The following is a 15292-nucleotide window of genomic DNA, read 5'->3' on the forward strand; positions in this document are numbered from 1 at the left end:
TCTTTCTCAAAATTGAATCATAACTATGTTATACCCTTATATTTCAATTATAAAAATCCAACAACAATAAACGTGATTACTGACAACACGATTGATGTTATAAGCATTGCAATCATTGGTTTGAATGCTTTTGTTCTTAAGTCACTGAAAGATACATTTAAACCGATACCGACCATTGCCATAATTAATATGAGTGTTGTAAATGTACTGATTACATTTATTATTGATTCAGGAATAGGAATGAACGTATTCACAGCGCTCATGATTAAAAATCCAATTAAAAAGTACGGAAAGTCTATTTTTTGTGAAACTTTATGTGATCTCTTTCTATTAACGATAATTAAGAAAATAATGCTTAATGGTATTAATAGAAATACCCTACCCAGCTTAGTTAATAAACCAATGCCTAGTGAGGACTGTCCACCAGCATCTGCTGCTAAAATAACGTGTGCTATTTCATGTAAGCTTGCACCTGACCAAACACCATAAAATTCAGCGTTCATTGGAAAAATAGCGAATAATAATGTGTAAGCTAAAGAGAATATTGTACCCATTATGGCCACTAAACCTACACTAATTCCAACATCACTGTCTTTAGATTTAAGTATAGGTGATATCGCGGCAATCGCAGCTGCACCACAAACACCAGTTCCAACACCTAATAACAAGACTAAATTGTTATCTCCTTTAATGATTTTATTTAAAAATAAAATAAACAATATCGCAAAAGCGACTACACCAACATCTAGTAATAATAATGTGCTACCTTGGTGTATAATTGTCCATAAATTTAACTTAAGTCCGTATAAAATAATCGCAAATCTTAATAATTTTTTTGATGAAAATGCAATTCCCGATTCGATTTGCGTTGGGTATCCCCTGAAATGTCTATATAAAATAGCTGTAATAATCGCGATTGCGAGTGCCCCGACTTTGTTAAATACCGGTAAATACGATAAAAGTATACTGACAATAGCAACTAAAAACGTAAATCCAATACCGAGTAAAAAACGTTTATTAAATTTTTCCCACATAATGCTCACCTCAACGTAAGTTTAATCGCAAGATGAATATTTGTGAAATGCTATTTTTAAATATATAATATAACAAAAATGATATGAGGTGGTTGAATTGGAAGATAAATTACAAATTTTGAAAGTTATTGTAGAAGAAGAAGGGTTTACAAATGCTGCAGAAAAGTTATATAAATCACAGCCATCCATAAGTAGAGATATCAAGACACTAGAAGAAAAATATCAAATCAAAATTTTTGAAAATACGAGAAAGCATATTATTTTGACAGAAGAGGGAAGAGAGTTATATAACTACGCATGCCAGTTAGCAATTTTAGATGAGCAACTGCAAACAAAAATTAATCAGCATAAAGAAGATGTGAAGGGGAAGTTTATCATAGGGACGAGTCACACATTCGGCCAATCGATGTTATTAGATTTAACAATCTATCTACAAACGAAATATCCGAAACTGAATATTCATATTTATGTCTATAACTCAGCTGATATATTAAGTAAATTGAAAGATTACTCACTTGATCTAGGCATTATCGAAAAGCCAGTACTGGACGACAAAATCAATAGTGAAGTCTTAACAAGAGATAAATTATTACTCGTGAAAAATAAACAAACAAACCAAAATTTAAATCAATTAAGATGTTACGTTAGAGAAACAGGATCAGGAATAAGATATTATCAAGATATGCTATTACAACAACTGAATTTAACATCTCGTAAAGTAGTCATTAATGATAACCAATTAATTTTAGAACTCGTTAAACAAAACATGGGGTTTACAATACTATCCAATTTCTCTATAAAATCATTTGATGAAGATTATATCGTCACAAACGACCTAGATTTAAATCGAAATTTCTTTATTGTGTCTAATAAATCAAGATACAAGACAAATAAATATAATACGATTGTAAATGAAATTAAGAACTATGAGTTTAGATAAATACATAAATCCCCTCACTAATATTAAAAGTGAGGAGATCTATGTAACAACATTTATTTATTATCTTCAATTTCCTTAGCCAAAACTGTGTCTACAGGATTTACACTTTTATTAAGCTCCGAAACAATATTCTTTTTATCAATATCACTACGATTTTGGCTTAGTTTATAAGCAGCATCAATTTCTTCAATTTCCATTTTAAAACCTACAATACCTTTAACTTGTTTTTTTGTTTGATCTGATAAATTATTCCAAGTAGCACCATTTTGTCGATGACTTTCATATTTATTTAATAGGATCGTCAAATCATCTATTAACTCTGACTCACTTAACAAATGTCCTTTGCCATACGCATGTATACTTTGGTAATCCCAAGTTGGAACATCTTCTTTCTCATACCATGTAGAGGAAATATAGGCATGAGGACCGTGGAATATGATAAGGATATGTTCATTTGATACGATTGTTTTCCATTGTTTATTAGCCTTTGCAAAATGACCTGATACATATAAGGTATTATCTTTTTCTTCAATATTAACAGGTAAATGTGTAGCAAGTGGTTTTAATTCGTCATAAGTAATGATGGTTACAAAATTATTATGCATCATAAAATCTTTGATTTTTGTATAATCCTTCATTTGATAATATTTTGGTACATACATGTAAACGCCCCCTTATAAATCATTCATCATAATATGATCAATTTGTCTTTCATCACCCATATAAAAGGCATGTTCATCAATTTTTTTAAAACCTAAACTTTTATAGAATGCAATAGCATTTTGATTTTGCTCCCATACACCTAACCAAATATGGTTACATGATAATGCTTGAGCAACTTCCAATGCTTTATTATAAAGTTGTTTACCAAGTCCATTTTTTTGAAAATCATTTAATATATAAATACGCTCTATTTCTAGATTATTGCCTTCAAAAAGTTCTGTTTGTGCATCTTTTATATTGACCTTTAAATAGCCTGCTAAAGATTCTTGGTAGTAAATAAAATAAAAGAATGAATTTTCATTTTCTAATTCTAGTTGTAATTTTTCTAATGTAAAAGTATTTGCTAAATATTGGTCTATATTTCCTTTTTTATTATCTCTTCTAAAGGTTTCATCAAATGTAACGTATGAAATATCTTTTAATTCATTTATATCTTTTTTTGAACATTTTCTTATCATATTAGCACCCCTTAGTTCAATATTCTCTTTTATTACCTTTTTTGACATTTAACCAGTCATCAGAGATGTTATTTTTTACTTTTTCCAAGTCTTTTGCAAACTTAGCAATTTCTGCTTTATCAAATCCTTTAAGTGCAACGGAATTAGAGTATTCATTTTCTCTAATAATAAATGGATATATTTCTAATCCTTTTTCGGTAGGGAATAGTAATTTATTTTTCTTGTTGTATTCTTCATTTTTTTTGATAATAAAATCATGTTTTTCTAAATTTTTTATTGCTCTAGAGGCAGTAGCGCGGTCGATCTTTAACATCTCCACCAATTGCTCTTGAATGATTCCAGGGTTTTCACAAATTCTAACTAAGTATACGAATTGGCCTTTATTTAAATTTAATTCTTTAAATTCTATGTTGCTTATCGAATCGAGAGCCCTTGAAATAATACCTATATTTCTTAATATATCTACCATAGCTTCCTCCTTTTTTATTGCATTTGCAATAATTATTTAATTATAATATAACATAAACTATATTTTTTGCACAGAAAAACAAGCCTATCACTTAACTGATTATGTCAGTTTTAAAGTGATAGGCTTGTTTTTGAGTATTTTAATACATTCAAATTTGAATACTGACTTAACGTAAAACCATAACGCACGAAGACTAAGAGATTTCGTGCGATAAGGTGCAAAAACAGGGTGTAACGCACGAAGACTAAGAGATATCGTGCGTCCCCCCCTATATTATGGCCCAATCTCTTAATGATACCCAAGTAATCTAGAAATTTTGTTAGCACATGTTTTTAATTCTTCTACAAAGAACTCTTTCTTATCTAATTCTGTTGTAGGGAATGATAGGCTGATAGCGCCTTGGACTTCGTTTCGATAGTTTACGAAGTAGGTACTTACGCAATATATGCCTTTTTCGTTTTCTTCATTATCTACTGAATAACCTTGTTCTCGGATGACTGCAATTTCATCGATGAATTGATCATAGTCTGTGATTGTATTTTCGGTTAGTTTAACAATATTCGATTGATTCCATATTTCTTGGATTCTTTCATTCTCATACGTCGAAAGTATAGATTTACCTACTGCTGTGCAATACATAGGTGCTCGTTTCCCGATTTTAGATGCCATCGATCGATTGTTATTGCTTGGTATAAATTTATCTATATATACCACTTCGTTATTGTCTTCCACTACTAAATGACATGTTTCCCCAACTGTTGTCATCAGCTGACTAATCATACTTTTAGCTACATTTAAAAAATCAATATTTTGTACACGTTTATTCCCAAGTTGGAACATTTTAAAAGTTATTTCATATTGATTGGTCAATGCGTTTTGTTGTACATAGCCGTTGCTAATCAATGAATTAACAAGTCTATGTACAGTTGCTTTAGATAATTGAATTTCATCTACTAAGTCTTTTAATGATATTTGTTCTTTTTCAGATATGATTTCTAAAATGCTTAATGCGCGGTCAATGGATTGAACGTTAGAAGCCATAATCATCACCTCTTTGATAAAAATATAGCATAAATTAATCTATGAATTAAGTAACATAGATGAAAATAAATAATTGACAACGTTTTCACAAACGTTATAATAATACTAAATATTACTATATAATACATTGTATCACAATGTGGAACGGAGGGCTATTTTGAAAAAATATAAAATTTTAAACCAGCTACATGAAAATTACCTCGTTGCAGTTGTTAGAGGAAATGACGAGGATGAAACAAAGAAAATTGTTGATGAAATTATTAAAGGTGGATTTAAAAATATAGAAATTACGTTTACTGTACCGAATGCTGAAGAAGTGATTAATCAAGTACATAAACAATATGGAGATGATATCGTACTTGGTGCAGGTACAGTGTTAGATGCTGCTACAGCACAAATTGCGATTAATAAAGGCGCTCAATATATTGTAAGTCCACATTTAGACACCAATATATCTAAATTATGTAATATATATTCCATTCCATATTTACCAGGTTGTAGTAGTGCAACAGAAATTATAGAAGCATTACGCTATGGTTCGGATTTAATTAAACTGTTCCCAGGAGGACAATTAGGTGCCGGATTTATTAAAGATATTAAAGGTCCAGTACCTAACGTAGAACTCATGCCTTCTGGAGGCGTGAATTTAGATAACGTATCAGATTGGATTGAAAAAGGTTCATTCGCTGTAGGTATTGGTGGCGACTTAACGAAAGAATTTACAGGAAATAATTATGAAGTTATTTCAGAAAAAACTCAAAAGTATGTAGAAGCTGTTAGAAATCGATGAAAGTGAGTGGTAGAAATGAGGCTTTTCACAATTGGTGATTCCATGATAGCCATGAATCCTAGTAATAAAGGACCTTTGAAATTTAATCATACATTCCAAAGAACAATTGGAGGCGCGGAATTAAATGTAGCAATTGGTGCGAGTAGATTAGGGTTAGAAACAACTTTTTATTCAAAAGTTGGTAAAGATGAATTTGGTCAACATATTATCAATAATTTACGTGGAGAAGGTATTGATACAGATCATATCGAACAAGTATCAGGGAAAAACACGTCCGTTTATTTTAAACAAATAAATGCAGATGGAAGCGGTGCTTCATTTTATTATCGAGACAATGCACCCATTAAAGACTTATCAGAAGAAGATGTCGCACATATTAACTTTGATGAAATTGATTATTTCCACGTCAGTGGTGTGTTTGTCGCATTATTACATCATAAAATTAAACTGATTCAAGCGATGATGAAAAAAGCGCAAAAAGCAAATACAACTGTAACTTTAGATCCTAATATTAGACTAAAAACTTGGACTAAAGAGACAGCAAGTGAAAGTCTAGGCGCATTATTACCTTATACAGATATTCTGTTAACAAGCGATGAAGAACTAGAAATTCTTAAAATAGCCACACCATTTGAAAATATTGAAGATTTATTAAAAGAACAAGACTTGCAAGAAATTATTATCAAACGTGGACATTTACCAACACAATTTGTAAGCAATGAAGAACAATTTGAAACAAAAGTTTTTCCAGTAAGTCCAATCGATACAGTAGGCGCTGGAGATGGCTTTTCAAGTGGATACTTGTTCGCTTTAAGTAAAGAATATACAGCAAAAGAACGCGTAAGATTCGCAAATGCAGTTGGTGGAATGGTTACAGAAGTAATAGGCGATAACGAAGGATTGCCATATTTAGAACAAGTAGAAAGTTTCTTGAGTGGTAAAGAACTTATAAATAGATAGAAAAGAGTGTGTATACATGAAAGCAGCTAGAGTAATCGGAAAAAATGAACTTGTTGTAGAAACGTTAGATAAACCTAAGATAAACGAACAACAAAATATTTTAGTAAAAACTAAAAAGGTTGGCATATGCGGTTCAGATAGACATATTTTACATGGAACTAACCCATTAGCAACTATTCCTAGAGTGGTTGGACATGAAGTAGTAGGCGTTGTAGACGAGGTTTATAGAGAGTCTGAATTACAAGTAGGCGATCACGTTGTCGTTGAACCTATTAGACCTTGTGGAGAATGTTATGCATGTAAGCAAGACAGACCAAATGTATGTGAGGATTTAGTCGTCTTTGGTGTTCATGAAGATGGTGGTATGAGAGAGTACTTCGCAATTAATGAGAAGCAACTTCATAAAGTCAATAAAGATATTCCTTTTGAAATGAGTGTACTGATTGAACCACTTACAATTGGTGCTCAAGCAACTAGTAGAGGGAATCTTCAAGATGGAGATACTCTACTTATACAGGGTGCAGGTCCTATTGGATTATGCATATTACGATACGCAAAGTTGAAAGATGTGAAAGTAATCATTTCAGATTTAGATCAATCAAGATTGGATTATGCAAAACTACAAGGTGCAGATATTACTATTAATGTGGCTGAGAAAGATTTACTTGAAGAAGTTAGATCCATCACGAATGGAGAAGGCGTCAATGTGTCGATAGATGCAGTTTGTATGCCTCAAACATTTGAAACAAGTGTTCAAGTAACATCTGCAGCAGGAAGAGTGGTCGTATTAGGATTTGATGAAAGACCAGCTAACATTTCACAAATGCCTATTACAAAAAATGAACTGACAATCGTTGGTTCAAGATTACAAACTTATAAATTTGCAGAGGTAATAGAGAATATTGAAAAAGGTAAGTTTGATGATTTTGATTTAGTCACACATCAATTTGAATTAAATGAAGCAAAAGAAGCATTTCAATATATAGATGAACATCCAGAACAAGTTAAGAAGGCTATTATTAATTTCAATTAGGAGATGGATAAAATGGAAATGACATTTCGTTGGTACGGAAGAAACAATGACACAATTACATTAGAAGATATTAAACAAATACCTAATACAACTGGGATTGTATGGGCACTTCATGAAAAGCCAGTTGGTGCTGTTTGGGAAAAAGAAGAGATTAAAGATGAAGTTGAATATATTGAATCACATGGATTTAATGCAAAAGTTGTTGAAAGTGTAAATGTTCATGAATCAATTAAATTAGGTAACAGTGAACGCGATGAATTAATTGAAAACTATAAACAGACAATTGAGAATTTAGCTGAATATGGTGTGGAAGTTATTTGTTATAACTTCATGCCAATATTTGATTGGACTAGAACAGATATGTTCCATCCATTAGAAGATGGTTCTACAGCACTATACTTTGATTATGAAAAAGTTAAAAATCTAGATCCGAAAGAATTAATAGAAACTGTTTCAAGTGCGAGTAAAAATTTAACAATGCCAGGTTGGGAACCAGAAAAATTAGATCAAATTTCAGAACTATTTGAAGCATATAAAGATATAGGTGAAGAAAAATTATGGGAAAACTTTGCATACTTTATAAACGCAATCATTCCAACTGCAGAACGTTGCGGTATTAAAATGGCAATTCACCCAGATGATCCACCATATTCTATTTTCAACTTACCAAGAATTATAACTGGCGCAGATAGCTACGAAAGAATGTTTGAAATCAATAATAGTCCAAATAATGCGATTACGTTATGTACGGGCTCTATGGGTGCTAGTAAAGATAATGATATGGCAGAAATTGCTTTGAAATACCATGAGCACGCACCATTTATGCATATTAGAAATGTTCATATCTATGAAAATGGCAGTTTTGTTGAAACTTCTCATTTTACAGAAGACGGTAATATTGATATTGCACAAATTATGAAACATTTATCAGATGCAGATTATAAAGGGTATATTCGACCAGATCATGGCAGACATTTATGGAATGAAGAATGTCGTCCAGGATACGGATTATATGATAGAGCATTAGGTATTATGTACTTAAATGGATTATGGGATGCATATCAACTTGAAAAGGAGTCTGGTAAAAATGTTTAGTAAACATGAAAGTTTAAAAGATAAAGTTGTTGTAATTACAGGTGGCAGCGGAGTTCTTTGTAGAACAATTGCGAAAGAATTAGGCAAACAAGGCATGCAAATCGCCATTTTAAATCGTACTTATGATAAAGGTGCAGAAGTTGTTAAAGAAATAGAAGCTGAAGGTGGTATTGCTCGTAACTATTCAGTTGATGTGACAAATGAAGAATCGCTTACAAAAGCTAAAGATGAAATTTTAGAAGCATTTGGAAAAATTGACTATTTAATTAATGGTGCAGGTGGTAATAACCCTGACGCTATTACAGATTCAGAATCATATAATGCTGAAGATAAAAAAAACTTTTTCGATTTAGAACAAAGTGGATTTGAACATGTATTTAATAATAATTTTATTGGTTCATTTGTTGCTGCTAAAGTATTCGGTAAAGAATTACTGAAGTCAGAGCATGCCAGTATTATTAATTTTTCTTCTATGAGCAGTTATGCACCAATGACTAAAGTCCCAGCATATAGTGCAGCAAAAGCTGCCATTAATAATTTTACGCAGTGGTTGGCTGTTTATTTTGCAGAGGAAGATATTAGAGTCAATGCGATAGCACCAGGATTTTTCTTAACAGAACAAAATAGAGACTTATTATTAAATGAAGACGGAAGTCTGACGGCACGTTCAGAAAAAATATTAAGCCAAACCCCACTTGGAGAATTTGGAAAACCAGAAGCACTTATCGGTACGATTTTATGGTTATTAGATAAAGAATATTCATCATTTGTAAATGGCATTACTGTACCAGTTGATGGCGGTTTTATGGCATACTCAGGCGTTTAATAAACATATAAAGGGGATTGAAGCATGGGAAAAATAGGTAGAAATGGCAAGATTATTTTAATATTTCTATTTTTAGCGGGTGTTATCAATTATTTAGATCGTTCTGCACTTTCAGTAGCAGCACCATTTATACAAGAGGATTTAAAATTAACACCAGGTCAAATGGGTATTATTTTTAGTAGTTTTTCAATTGGTTATGCAATTTTCAACTTTGTCGGTGGTGTAGCTTCTGATAAATTTGGTGCAAAAATCACATTGTTTGTTGCAATGATTGTTTGGTCACTATTTAGTGGTGCGATTGTTTTAGTAGTTGGATTTGTAAGTTTATTTATTGTCCGAATATTGTTTGGAATGGGTGAGGGTCCATTAAGTGCAACGATTAATAAGATGGTCAATAACTGGTATCCACCTTCAAAACGTGCAACAGCTGTAGGACTAGCAAACAGTGGAACACCTCTTGGTGGTGCTATTTCAGGTCCGATAGTTGGATATATCGCTTTACATTTAGGTTGGAGAGTATCTTTCGTAGCTATTATGGTCATTGGTTTAATTTGGGCTATATCTTGGTGGTTCTTTGCGAAAGAAAAACCAGATTATATTGAAGAAACTAAAATTGATGAAAAAGCAGATATAGCACCAGTTACTACATTTAAATTAGGATATTATTTAAAGAATCCAACTGTGCTCTTTACAGCATTTGCTTTCTTTGCTTATAACTATATCTTATTCTTCTTCTTAACATGGTTCCCAAGTTATTTAGTTGATGCTCGAAACTTAAGTATAGAAAACATGAGTTTAATTACTGTCATACCTTGGGTTTTAGGATTTTTAGGGTTAGCAATGAGTGGTATAGTATCAGACTTTGTTTATAAACATACTGTTCAAAAAGGTGTGCTTTTCTCTAGAAAAGTTGTCCTAGTTGTTTGTTTATTCCTTTCAGCTGTGTGTATCGGTATTTCGGGAATAGTCACAACAACTGCGGGTGCTGTAACGTTAGTTGCCTTATCTGTTTTATTCTTATATTTAACAGGCGCAATTTATTGGGCGATTGTACAAGACGTTGTAGATAGTAATAATGTTGGATCTGTTGGTGGTTTTATGCATTTATTAGCCAATACAGCGGGTATAATTGGTCCAACTATTACAGGTTATATTATTCAAACAACAGGAACATACACAGCTGCCTTTCTACTTGCAGGTGGATTAGCAGTGATAGCTTCTATCGCCGTTATATTCTTTGTTAAACCAATTGTAAAACCTGAAAGCGTATAAAATCGAGTAAAGGATGGGTGAAATAATGGAAGGATTACATCAGATTATTTCTTCTATGAAAAAAGATGAATTACCAGAATCAGAAATCATAAAAGTATATAAAAAATCTCTATTTAAAGAAAAAAATACAAGTATTATCATGATTAAAGCTGAAAACGAAAAGTATTTATTAGCAGTTGGTAATGATCATTTATTTCAAGATCTTAATGGTGAAGAATATGGTAATGATGCAAAATTGTGCCCATTAACTCATGAAAATAGATTAGCGTTAAATCAATATTTTGAATTTACAAAACCGCGAGCATTTGGTCGGAATGAAACAACGATAGGTTTAGGTGATAGATTAGGTCTGGCGACACCTGGCCATGTTGAAGCAGTAAGAACTTCTAAAATGAGACCTGTTTTTGCACAACAAAGTATTCGAGAATTAGATTTAACAAATCGAAAAATGGAAGATGTTATCGACTCAGCAGCTTACAGTGTTATACAAGAAGGTTATACAGATGGTTACGGTGCAGATGGTGATCATCTTAAAGAAGAAAGCGATATCAAACATGAATTAGAACTCGGTATTTCGATGTTAACTTTAGATTGTTCTGATTATATTAGAAATGATGTTGATTTAGACAATCATGATGAAGTAGAAGCTGCCTATCAACCGTTTAATCAAGAGATAAAGCAATACTATGAAGATAAGTACTTAGGTAAGTCTTATCAAATCGAACATAATGATTTGGTGTTTGATAAACATGAACTTATGAAAGTTGTTGTCGTTTATCATAAAGCAATCGAATACATGGTTTATATATACAAAACTTACATCGAGCGTTTAGATAGAGATATTGATTTTGAAATTTCTATTGATGAAACAATGACTATTACAACACCTTTTGATCACTTTTTTGTATCAAAGGAATTATATGATCAAGATGTGCAAGTGACGAGTTTAGCACCAAGATTTTGTGGAGAATTTCAAAAAGGTATAGATTATATTGGTGATATTGCTCAGTTTGAACAAGAGCTTGAAGTACATGCTAATATTGCAGATTATTTTAAATATAAATTAAGCATTCACTCAGGTAGTGATAAATTCTCAGTATTTCCTTTAATAAGTGAAAAGACGCATAAACGTTTCCATCTAAAAACAGCAGGTACAAATTGGTTAGAAGCTGTGCGCTTAATAGCCATACATGAACCAAAACTATATCGAAATATACATCAATATGCTTTGGATCATTTTGCAGAAACGCAAAAATATTATCACATCACACCTAATATTGAAGATATAAAGCCAATTGAGCAATTAACTGAAACACAATATAAATCTTATTTAGAAGATGATAATGCGAGACAACTTCTACATGTCTCATATGGATTATTGCTGACAGTTAAAAATGATAATGGTCACTATATTTTTAAAGATGATATATATGCCGTTTTAGAAAAATATGAAGATGAATATGCTGAATTACTTAAAAATCATATTGGTAAACATTTGGAACTATTGAACTTTAATTCAAAATAAAAATGAAAGAAAGTGTATAATATGAAATCAATTGTTTGTGAAGAACCTGGGAAAATGATTATTCAAGAAACTAAAGAACAAATCTTCATAGAAGATGACCATATATTAATTAATGTAAAACATATTGGAATATGTGGAACAGATATTCATGCCTATGGTGGCAATCAGCCATTTTTTGAATATCCTAGAATATTAGGACATGAATTGTCAGGGATCGTTAAAGAGATTGGAAAAAATGTTGAAGATATTTCGATAGACGATAAAGTTACGATCATACCTTATGTCCATTGTGGAAAATGTTTAGCTTGTCGTAATAATAAGACGAATTGTTGCCAGAACATAGAAGTAATCGGTGTACATAGAGATGGGGGTATGACAGAATATTTATCAGTTCCAGCTCAAAATGTGATTGAAGTTAACGATTTACCGATTCATATGTCTGCTATGATTGAACCTTTAAGCATTGGTGCACATGGTGTTAATAGAGCAGATGTTCAATCAGGTGAAACAGTATTAGTTGTTGGAGCTGGTCCAATCGGTTTAGGCGTTGCTCGTTTCTCTAAATTAAAAGGTGCAAAGGTTATTGTAGTTGATCTTAGTGCTGAAAGATTAGAATTTTGTAAAGAATGGTCTGAGTGTGATGAAACGATAGTAGTTAGTCCTTCCATTATTGACGACATACTTTCAGTAAATGATAATGAATATCCAACAATTGTATTTGATGCAACTGGGAATAAGAAGTCTATGGAACAAGCATTTAATTACGTTAATCATGGCGGTAAAATAGTCTACGTCGGTTTAGTTAAAGACACTATTGAATTTGTAGACCCAGAATTTCATGCTAAAGAAATAACACTTATGGGAAGTAGAAATGCGACATTAAATGATTTCGATTTCGTAATTGAGCAAATTCGACAAGGTGAAATACAAGAAAGCTATTTTACTAAGCATATTAAATTCGAAGGTGTCCCAGAATTTTTTGAGCAAGGGAAGTTTCAAACGAATAAAACACTTATAGAACTTTAATTTCAAACTCATTTTAGCAATTTTGCTAAAGTGAGTTTTTTTGTGCGCAATTTTAATTGGTATGCAGACTTTTTACAAATGTAGAAGTGTAAAAGAGGTTAATTCATTACTTTAGTAACGCGATAGTTTATAATGAATGATATTTTAATGTCTATTGTAATGGACAAACAAAAGTAAAACGCTTACATATATTTGTTTTATGATAAAGCTACAGGGAGGTTGTAAAAGTCATGGAAGGTGATAATCAAGAGAAGTTAATTCATTACTTATTAAATGCGCATTCGTTTGTCGATTCGAATCGATTGGCTAAACATCTAGATGTTTCTACTAAAACGATTTATCGACTTGTTAAACGTATAAATGATTATTATAAAGAGCCTCTTATTATATCTCAAAAAGGTAAGGGCTATCGTATTGATGATAAAGAATATATTGAACAGCATGAAACGGGGCAACTTCATCAAAATGATTTGTTTTCTCCTATTGAAAGACGAAATATGATGACTAAAGATTTATTGTTAATCTCCCCTAAGTCGATATCTATCTTTAATATTATCGAACGTTATTATATTTCTGAAAGTGTACTAAATACAGATGAGAGAAAAATAGAAGAGATGTTAAAACGTTTTAATTTAAATTTAGAAAGAAAGAATCGTCATTTATCTATAAATGGTGATGAGAGTGATATTCGAAATGCATTGTTAGAACTCATTGGAGATGGGCAACTGTCTAATTTCTCTGCATATAATGTTATCGATCAAACTGAAGATAAAGATGCACATTTTGTCCAAGAACAAATAAATAAGATTGAGAGTTATAAAGATATGATTATTCCTTATCCTTATAATGTGAACATTTTCTCTCATTTATATATTTTAATTATGCGCTTTAGAAAAAGAGGTGTAATCAAACAAGACAAAGATAGAAAGACACCTGAATTGATAAAGTTAAAAAATGAGTATCAATCATTTTATAGAATGAGTGACATGGTAATTGGAAATGTTGAACAATATCTTCATACTCAATTACCTGAAAATGAACGAATTTATTTGTTTGAATATCTTATTTCTTCAAGATTTGAAACGCAAAATGTTCAGCATAATCAAGAAGACATGCAATATTCACAAGAAGTCATCGACATAACAAATGCTTTGATAGACGGTGCGAGTCAGGAATTAAATCATTCATTTAAAAATATTGATTTAGAGCAGCAACTTCTTAAACATATTAAACCGATGCTTAATCGAATTGAACATGGGTTAAATGTCAGAAATGCTTTAATAGAACAAATTAAAATTGAATATCCACATGTATTTACAGTTATTCGACAAATTTCAGATCAAATTTCTGAAACATATCATATTAAAAAAATGAATGACGATGAAATAGGCTTTTTAACATTGTATTTTGCGAAAGAACTTGAGAGAAACCCGAAGAAAATACAGACACTGATTACTTGTACTACAGGCATAGGGACTTCTGAATTATTGAAAACCAAAATAGACAGAAATGTACCTGAAATTGAGATTGTAGATGTTAAATCTTCTTTTGATTTACAAGAAGATGACTTGCATAAAATCGATTTGATTATTTCAACTGTTCATATACCTGAAGTAAAGCAAATTCCAATCGTTGTCATCAGCGCAATGTTTAATAAGAATGATCAAATTAAATTGCGAAAGATGATAGAAATGTTAGGTGATAACAATGAATGAATCGATATTTTATGAAATTAAAACAACTAACGCAATATATCAAGATGTCATAGAAGAAATAGGTAGTCAGTTAAAGAAAGATCAATACATTCAGTCTGAAAGTGTTTTTATTGAAGAAGTACATGAGAGAGAACAACATGGGAATATTGAAATTTTTCCAGAAGTGATTTTACCGCACATTCAAAGTGAGAACATTTTAAAGACTAAAATATTTTTAATCAAAAATGAGACAAATTTTATCAATTGGCATGACCAGTCATTGAAATTGATTATTTTGCTAAATCTTAAACCACAAGAAAATCCAGCAGTATTGCAAGACATTCAAGCATTTATGAGAAATTTAGCAAACGAAGACTTTGTAGAATCATTAATATAATTGGAGGAA

General features: G+C 31.4%; 16 protein-coding genes. 11 read left to right on the forward strand and 5 right to left on the reverse strand.

The window, feature by feature from the left end:
• Positions 1–47: 47 nt before the first annotated feature.
• Positions 48–1034, reverse strand: a complete 987-nt coding sequence (locus tag LQ694_RS07090) for a YeiH family protein (RefSeq protein ID WP_218696952.1) — start codon at positions 1032–1034, stop codon at positions 48–50.
• 88 nt (positions 1035–1122) lie between these two features.
• Between LQ694_RS07090 and LQ694_RS07095 the strand changes: the two genes are divergently transcribed.
• Positions 1123–1974 (forward strand): LysR family transcriptional regulator, encoded by an 852-nt coding sequence (locus tag LQ694_RS07095; RefSeq protein WP_232179861.1) that lies wholly within the window; start codon positions 1123–1125, stop codon positions 1972–1974.
• Between the two features lie 53 nt (positions 1975–2027).
• Here the strand turns inward: LQ694_RS07095 and LQ694_RS07100 are convergent, their stop codons facing one another.
• The 4 genes from LQ694_RS07100 to LQ694_RS07115 all read right to left on the reverse strand — a co-directional run bounded on the left by LQ694_RS07100 (position 2028) and on the right by LQ694_RS07115 (position 4665).
• Complete coding sequence (locus tag LQ694_RS07100; protein ID WP_058610949.1) at positions 2028–2636, reverse strand: FMN-binding negative transcriptional regulator; 609 nt, start codon at positions 2634–2636, stop codon at positions 2028–2030.
• Between the two features lie 12 nt (positions 2637–2648).
• Entirely contained in the window at positions 2649–3155 is a 507-nt protein-coding gene (locus LQ694_RS07105) for a GNAT family N-acetyltransferase (protein ID WP_167811657.1), read from the reverse strand.
• A 16-nt stretch (positions 3156–3171) separates the two neighbouring features.
• Positions 3172–3624: a MarR family winged helix-turn-helix transcriptional regulator gene (locus LQ694_RS07110; protein WP_218696951.1), complete on the reverse strand. Its 453-nt coding sequence runs from the start codon at positions 3622–3624 to the stop codon at positions 3172–3174.
• A 288-nt stretch (positions 3625–3912) separates the two neighbouring features.
• Positions 3913–4665 carry an IclR family transcriptional regulator gene (locus LQ694_RS07115; protein ID WP_058590826.1) on the reverse strand — a complete coding sequence of 251 codons (753 nt, stop codon included), beginning with the start codon at positions 4663–4665 and terminating at the stop codon, positions 3913–3915.
• 157 nt (positions 4666–4822) lie between these two features.
• On the opposite strand from LQ694_RS07115, the gene LQ694_RS07120 reads away from it, so the two are divergent.
• From LQ694_RS07120 to LQ694_RS07165, 10 genes are all read left to right on the forward strand, one after another.
• Complete coding sequence (locus LQ694_RS07120) at positions 4823–5455, forward strand: bifunctional 2-keto-4-hydroxyglutarate aldolase/2-keto-3-deoxy-6-phosphogluconate aldolase (RefSeq protein WP_196967975.1); 633 nt, start codon at positions 4823–4825, stop codon at positions 5453–5455.
• A gap of 15 nt (positions 5456–5470) precedes the next feature.
• Positions 5471–6415 carry a sugar kinase gene (locus LQ694_RS07125; protein ID WP_058610953.1) on the forward strand — a complete coding sequence of 315 codons (945 nt, stop codon included), beginning with the start codon at positions 5471–5473 and terminating at the stop codon, positions 6413–6415.
• A gap of 16 nt (positions 6416–6431) precedes the next feature.
• A complete protein-coding gene (locus LQ694_RS07130) occupies positions 6432–7448 on the forward strand; it encodes a zinc-binding alcohol dehydrogenase family protein (RefSeq protein ID WP_070372922.1) in 1017 nt (338 codons plus the stop codon).
• 12 nt (positions 7449–7460) lie between these two features.
• Positions 7461–8543, forward strand: coding sequence for a mannonate dehydratase (gene uxuA, locus LQ694_RS07135; RefSeq protein WP_058610955.1), 1083 nt, complete (start codon positions 7461–7463; stop codon positions 8541–8543).
• Complete coding sequence (locus LQ694_RS07140; protein WP_049319509.1) at positions 8536–9369, forward strand: SDR family oxidoreductase; 834 nt, start codon at positions 8536–8538, stop codon at positions 9367–9369. The genes uxuA and LQ694_RS07140 overlap by 8 nt, the downstream gene beginning before the upstream one ends.
• A 24-nt stretch (positions 9370–9393) precedes the next feature.
• Positions 9394–10641 carry an MFS transporter gene (locus LQ694_RS07145; protein ID WP_049319510.1) on the forward strand — a complete coding sequence of 416 codons (1248 nt, stop codon included), beginning with the start codon at positions 9394–9396 and terminating at the stop codon, positions 10639–10641.
• A gap of 25 nt (positions 10642–10666) precedes the next feature.
• Positions 10667–12166 carry a tagaturonate epimerase family protein gene (locus tag LQ694_RS07150; RefSeq protein WP_196968146.1) on the forward strand — a complete coding sequence of 500 codons (1500 nt, stop codon included), beginning with the start codon at positions 10667–10669 and terminating at the stop codon, positions 12164–12166.
• Between the two features lie 21 nt (positions 12167–12187).
• The gene (locus tag LQ694_RS07155; protein ID WP_196967978.1) at positions 12188–13192 is read left to right on the forward strand and encodes a zinc-binding alcohol dehydrogenase family protein; all 1005 of its coding nucleotides are present in this window, start codon (positions 12188–12190) and stop codon (positions 13190–13192) included.
• A gap of 230 nt (positions 13193–13422) precedes the next feature.
• Complete coding sequence (locus LQ694_RS07160) at positions 13423–14907, forward strand: BglG family transcription antiterminator (protein ID WP_096790997.1); 1485 nt, start codon at positions 13423–13425, stop codon at positions 14905–14907.
• Positions 14900–15283, forward strand: a complete 384-nt coding sequence (locus LQ694_RS07165) for a PTS sugar transporter subunit IIA (RefSeq protein WP_058610960.1) — start codon at positions 14900–14902, stop codon at positions 15281–15283. The genes LQ694_RS07160 and LQ694_RS07165 overlap by 8 nt, the downstream gene beginning before the upstream one ends.
• The last annotated feature ends 9 nt before the right edge of the window (positions 15284–15292 follow it).

It is taken from the genome of Mammaliicoccus sp. P-M58 (assembly GCF_022386165.1).
Taxonomy (GTDB): Bacteria; Bacillota; Bacilli; order Staphylococcales; family Staphylococcaceae; genus Mammaliicoccus; species Mammaliicoccus sciuri.

What these genes read in the sequence shown, in the direction of transcription:
- LQ694_RS07150 (WP_196968146.1), top strand. Translation starts at nt 10,667, where the DNA reads ATGGAAGGATTACATCAGATTATTTCTTCTATGAAAAAAGATGAATTA.
- LQ694_RS07155 (WP_196967978.1), top strand. Translation starts at nt 12,188, where the DNA reads ATGAAATCAATTGTTTGTGAAGAACCTGGGAAAATGATTATTCAAGAA.
- LQ694_RS07090 (WP_218696952.1), bottom strand. Translation starts at nt 1,034, where the DNA reads ATGTGGGAAAAATTTAATAAACGTTTTTTACTCGGTATTGGATTTACG.
- uxuA (WP_058610955.1), top strand. Translation starts at nt 7,461, where the DNA reads ATGGAAATGACATTTCGTTGGTACGGAAGAAACAATGACACAATTACA.
- LQ694_RS07160 (WP_096790997.1), top strand. Translation starts at nt 13,423, where the DNA reads ATGGAAGGTGATAATCAAGAGAAGTTAATTCATTACTTATTAAATGCG.
- LQ694_RS07110 (WP_218696951.1), bottom strand. Translation starts at nt 3,624, where the DNA reads ATGGTAGATATATTAAGAAATATAGGTATTATTTCAAGGGCTCTCGAT.
- LQ694_RS07125 (WP_058610953.1), top strand. Translation starts at nt 5,471, where the DNA reads ATGAGGCTTTTCACAATTGGTGATTCCATGATAGCCATGAATCCTAGT.
- LQ694_RS07130 (WP_070372922.1), top strand. Translation starts at nt 6,432, where the DNA reads ATGAAAGCAGCTAGAGTAATCGGAAAAAATGAACTTGTTGTAGAAACG.
- LQ694_RS07140 (WP_049319509.1), top strand. Translation starts at nt 8,536, where the DNA reads ATGTTTAGTAAACATGAAAGTTTAAAAGATAAAGTTGTTGTAATTACA.
- LQ694_RS07115 (WP_058590826.1), bottom strand. Translation starts at nt 4,665, where the DNA reads ATGGCTTCTAACGTTCAATCCATTGACCGCGCATTAAGCATTTTAGAA.
- LQ694_RS07165 (WP_058610960.1), top strand. Translation starts at nt 14,900, where the DNA reads ATGAATGAATCGATATTTTATGAAATTAAAACAACTAACGCAATATAT.
- LQ694_RS07145 (WP_049319510.1), top strand. Translation starts at nt 9,394, where the DNA reads ATGGGAAAAATAGGTAGAAATGGCAAGATTATTTTAATATTTCTATTT.
- LQ694_RS07100 (WP_058610949.1), bottom strand. Translation starts at nt 2,636, where the DNA reads ATGTATGTACCAAAATATTATCAAATGAAGGATTATACAAAAATCAAA.
- LQ694_RS07105 (WP_167811657.1), bottom strand. Translation starts at nt 3,155, where the DNA reads ATGATAAGAAAATGTTCAAAAAAAGATATAAATGAATTAAAAGATATT.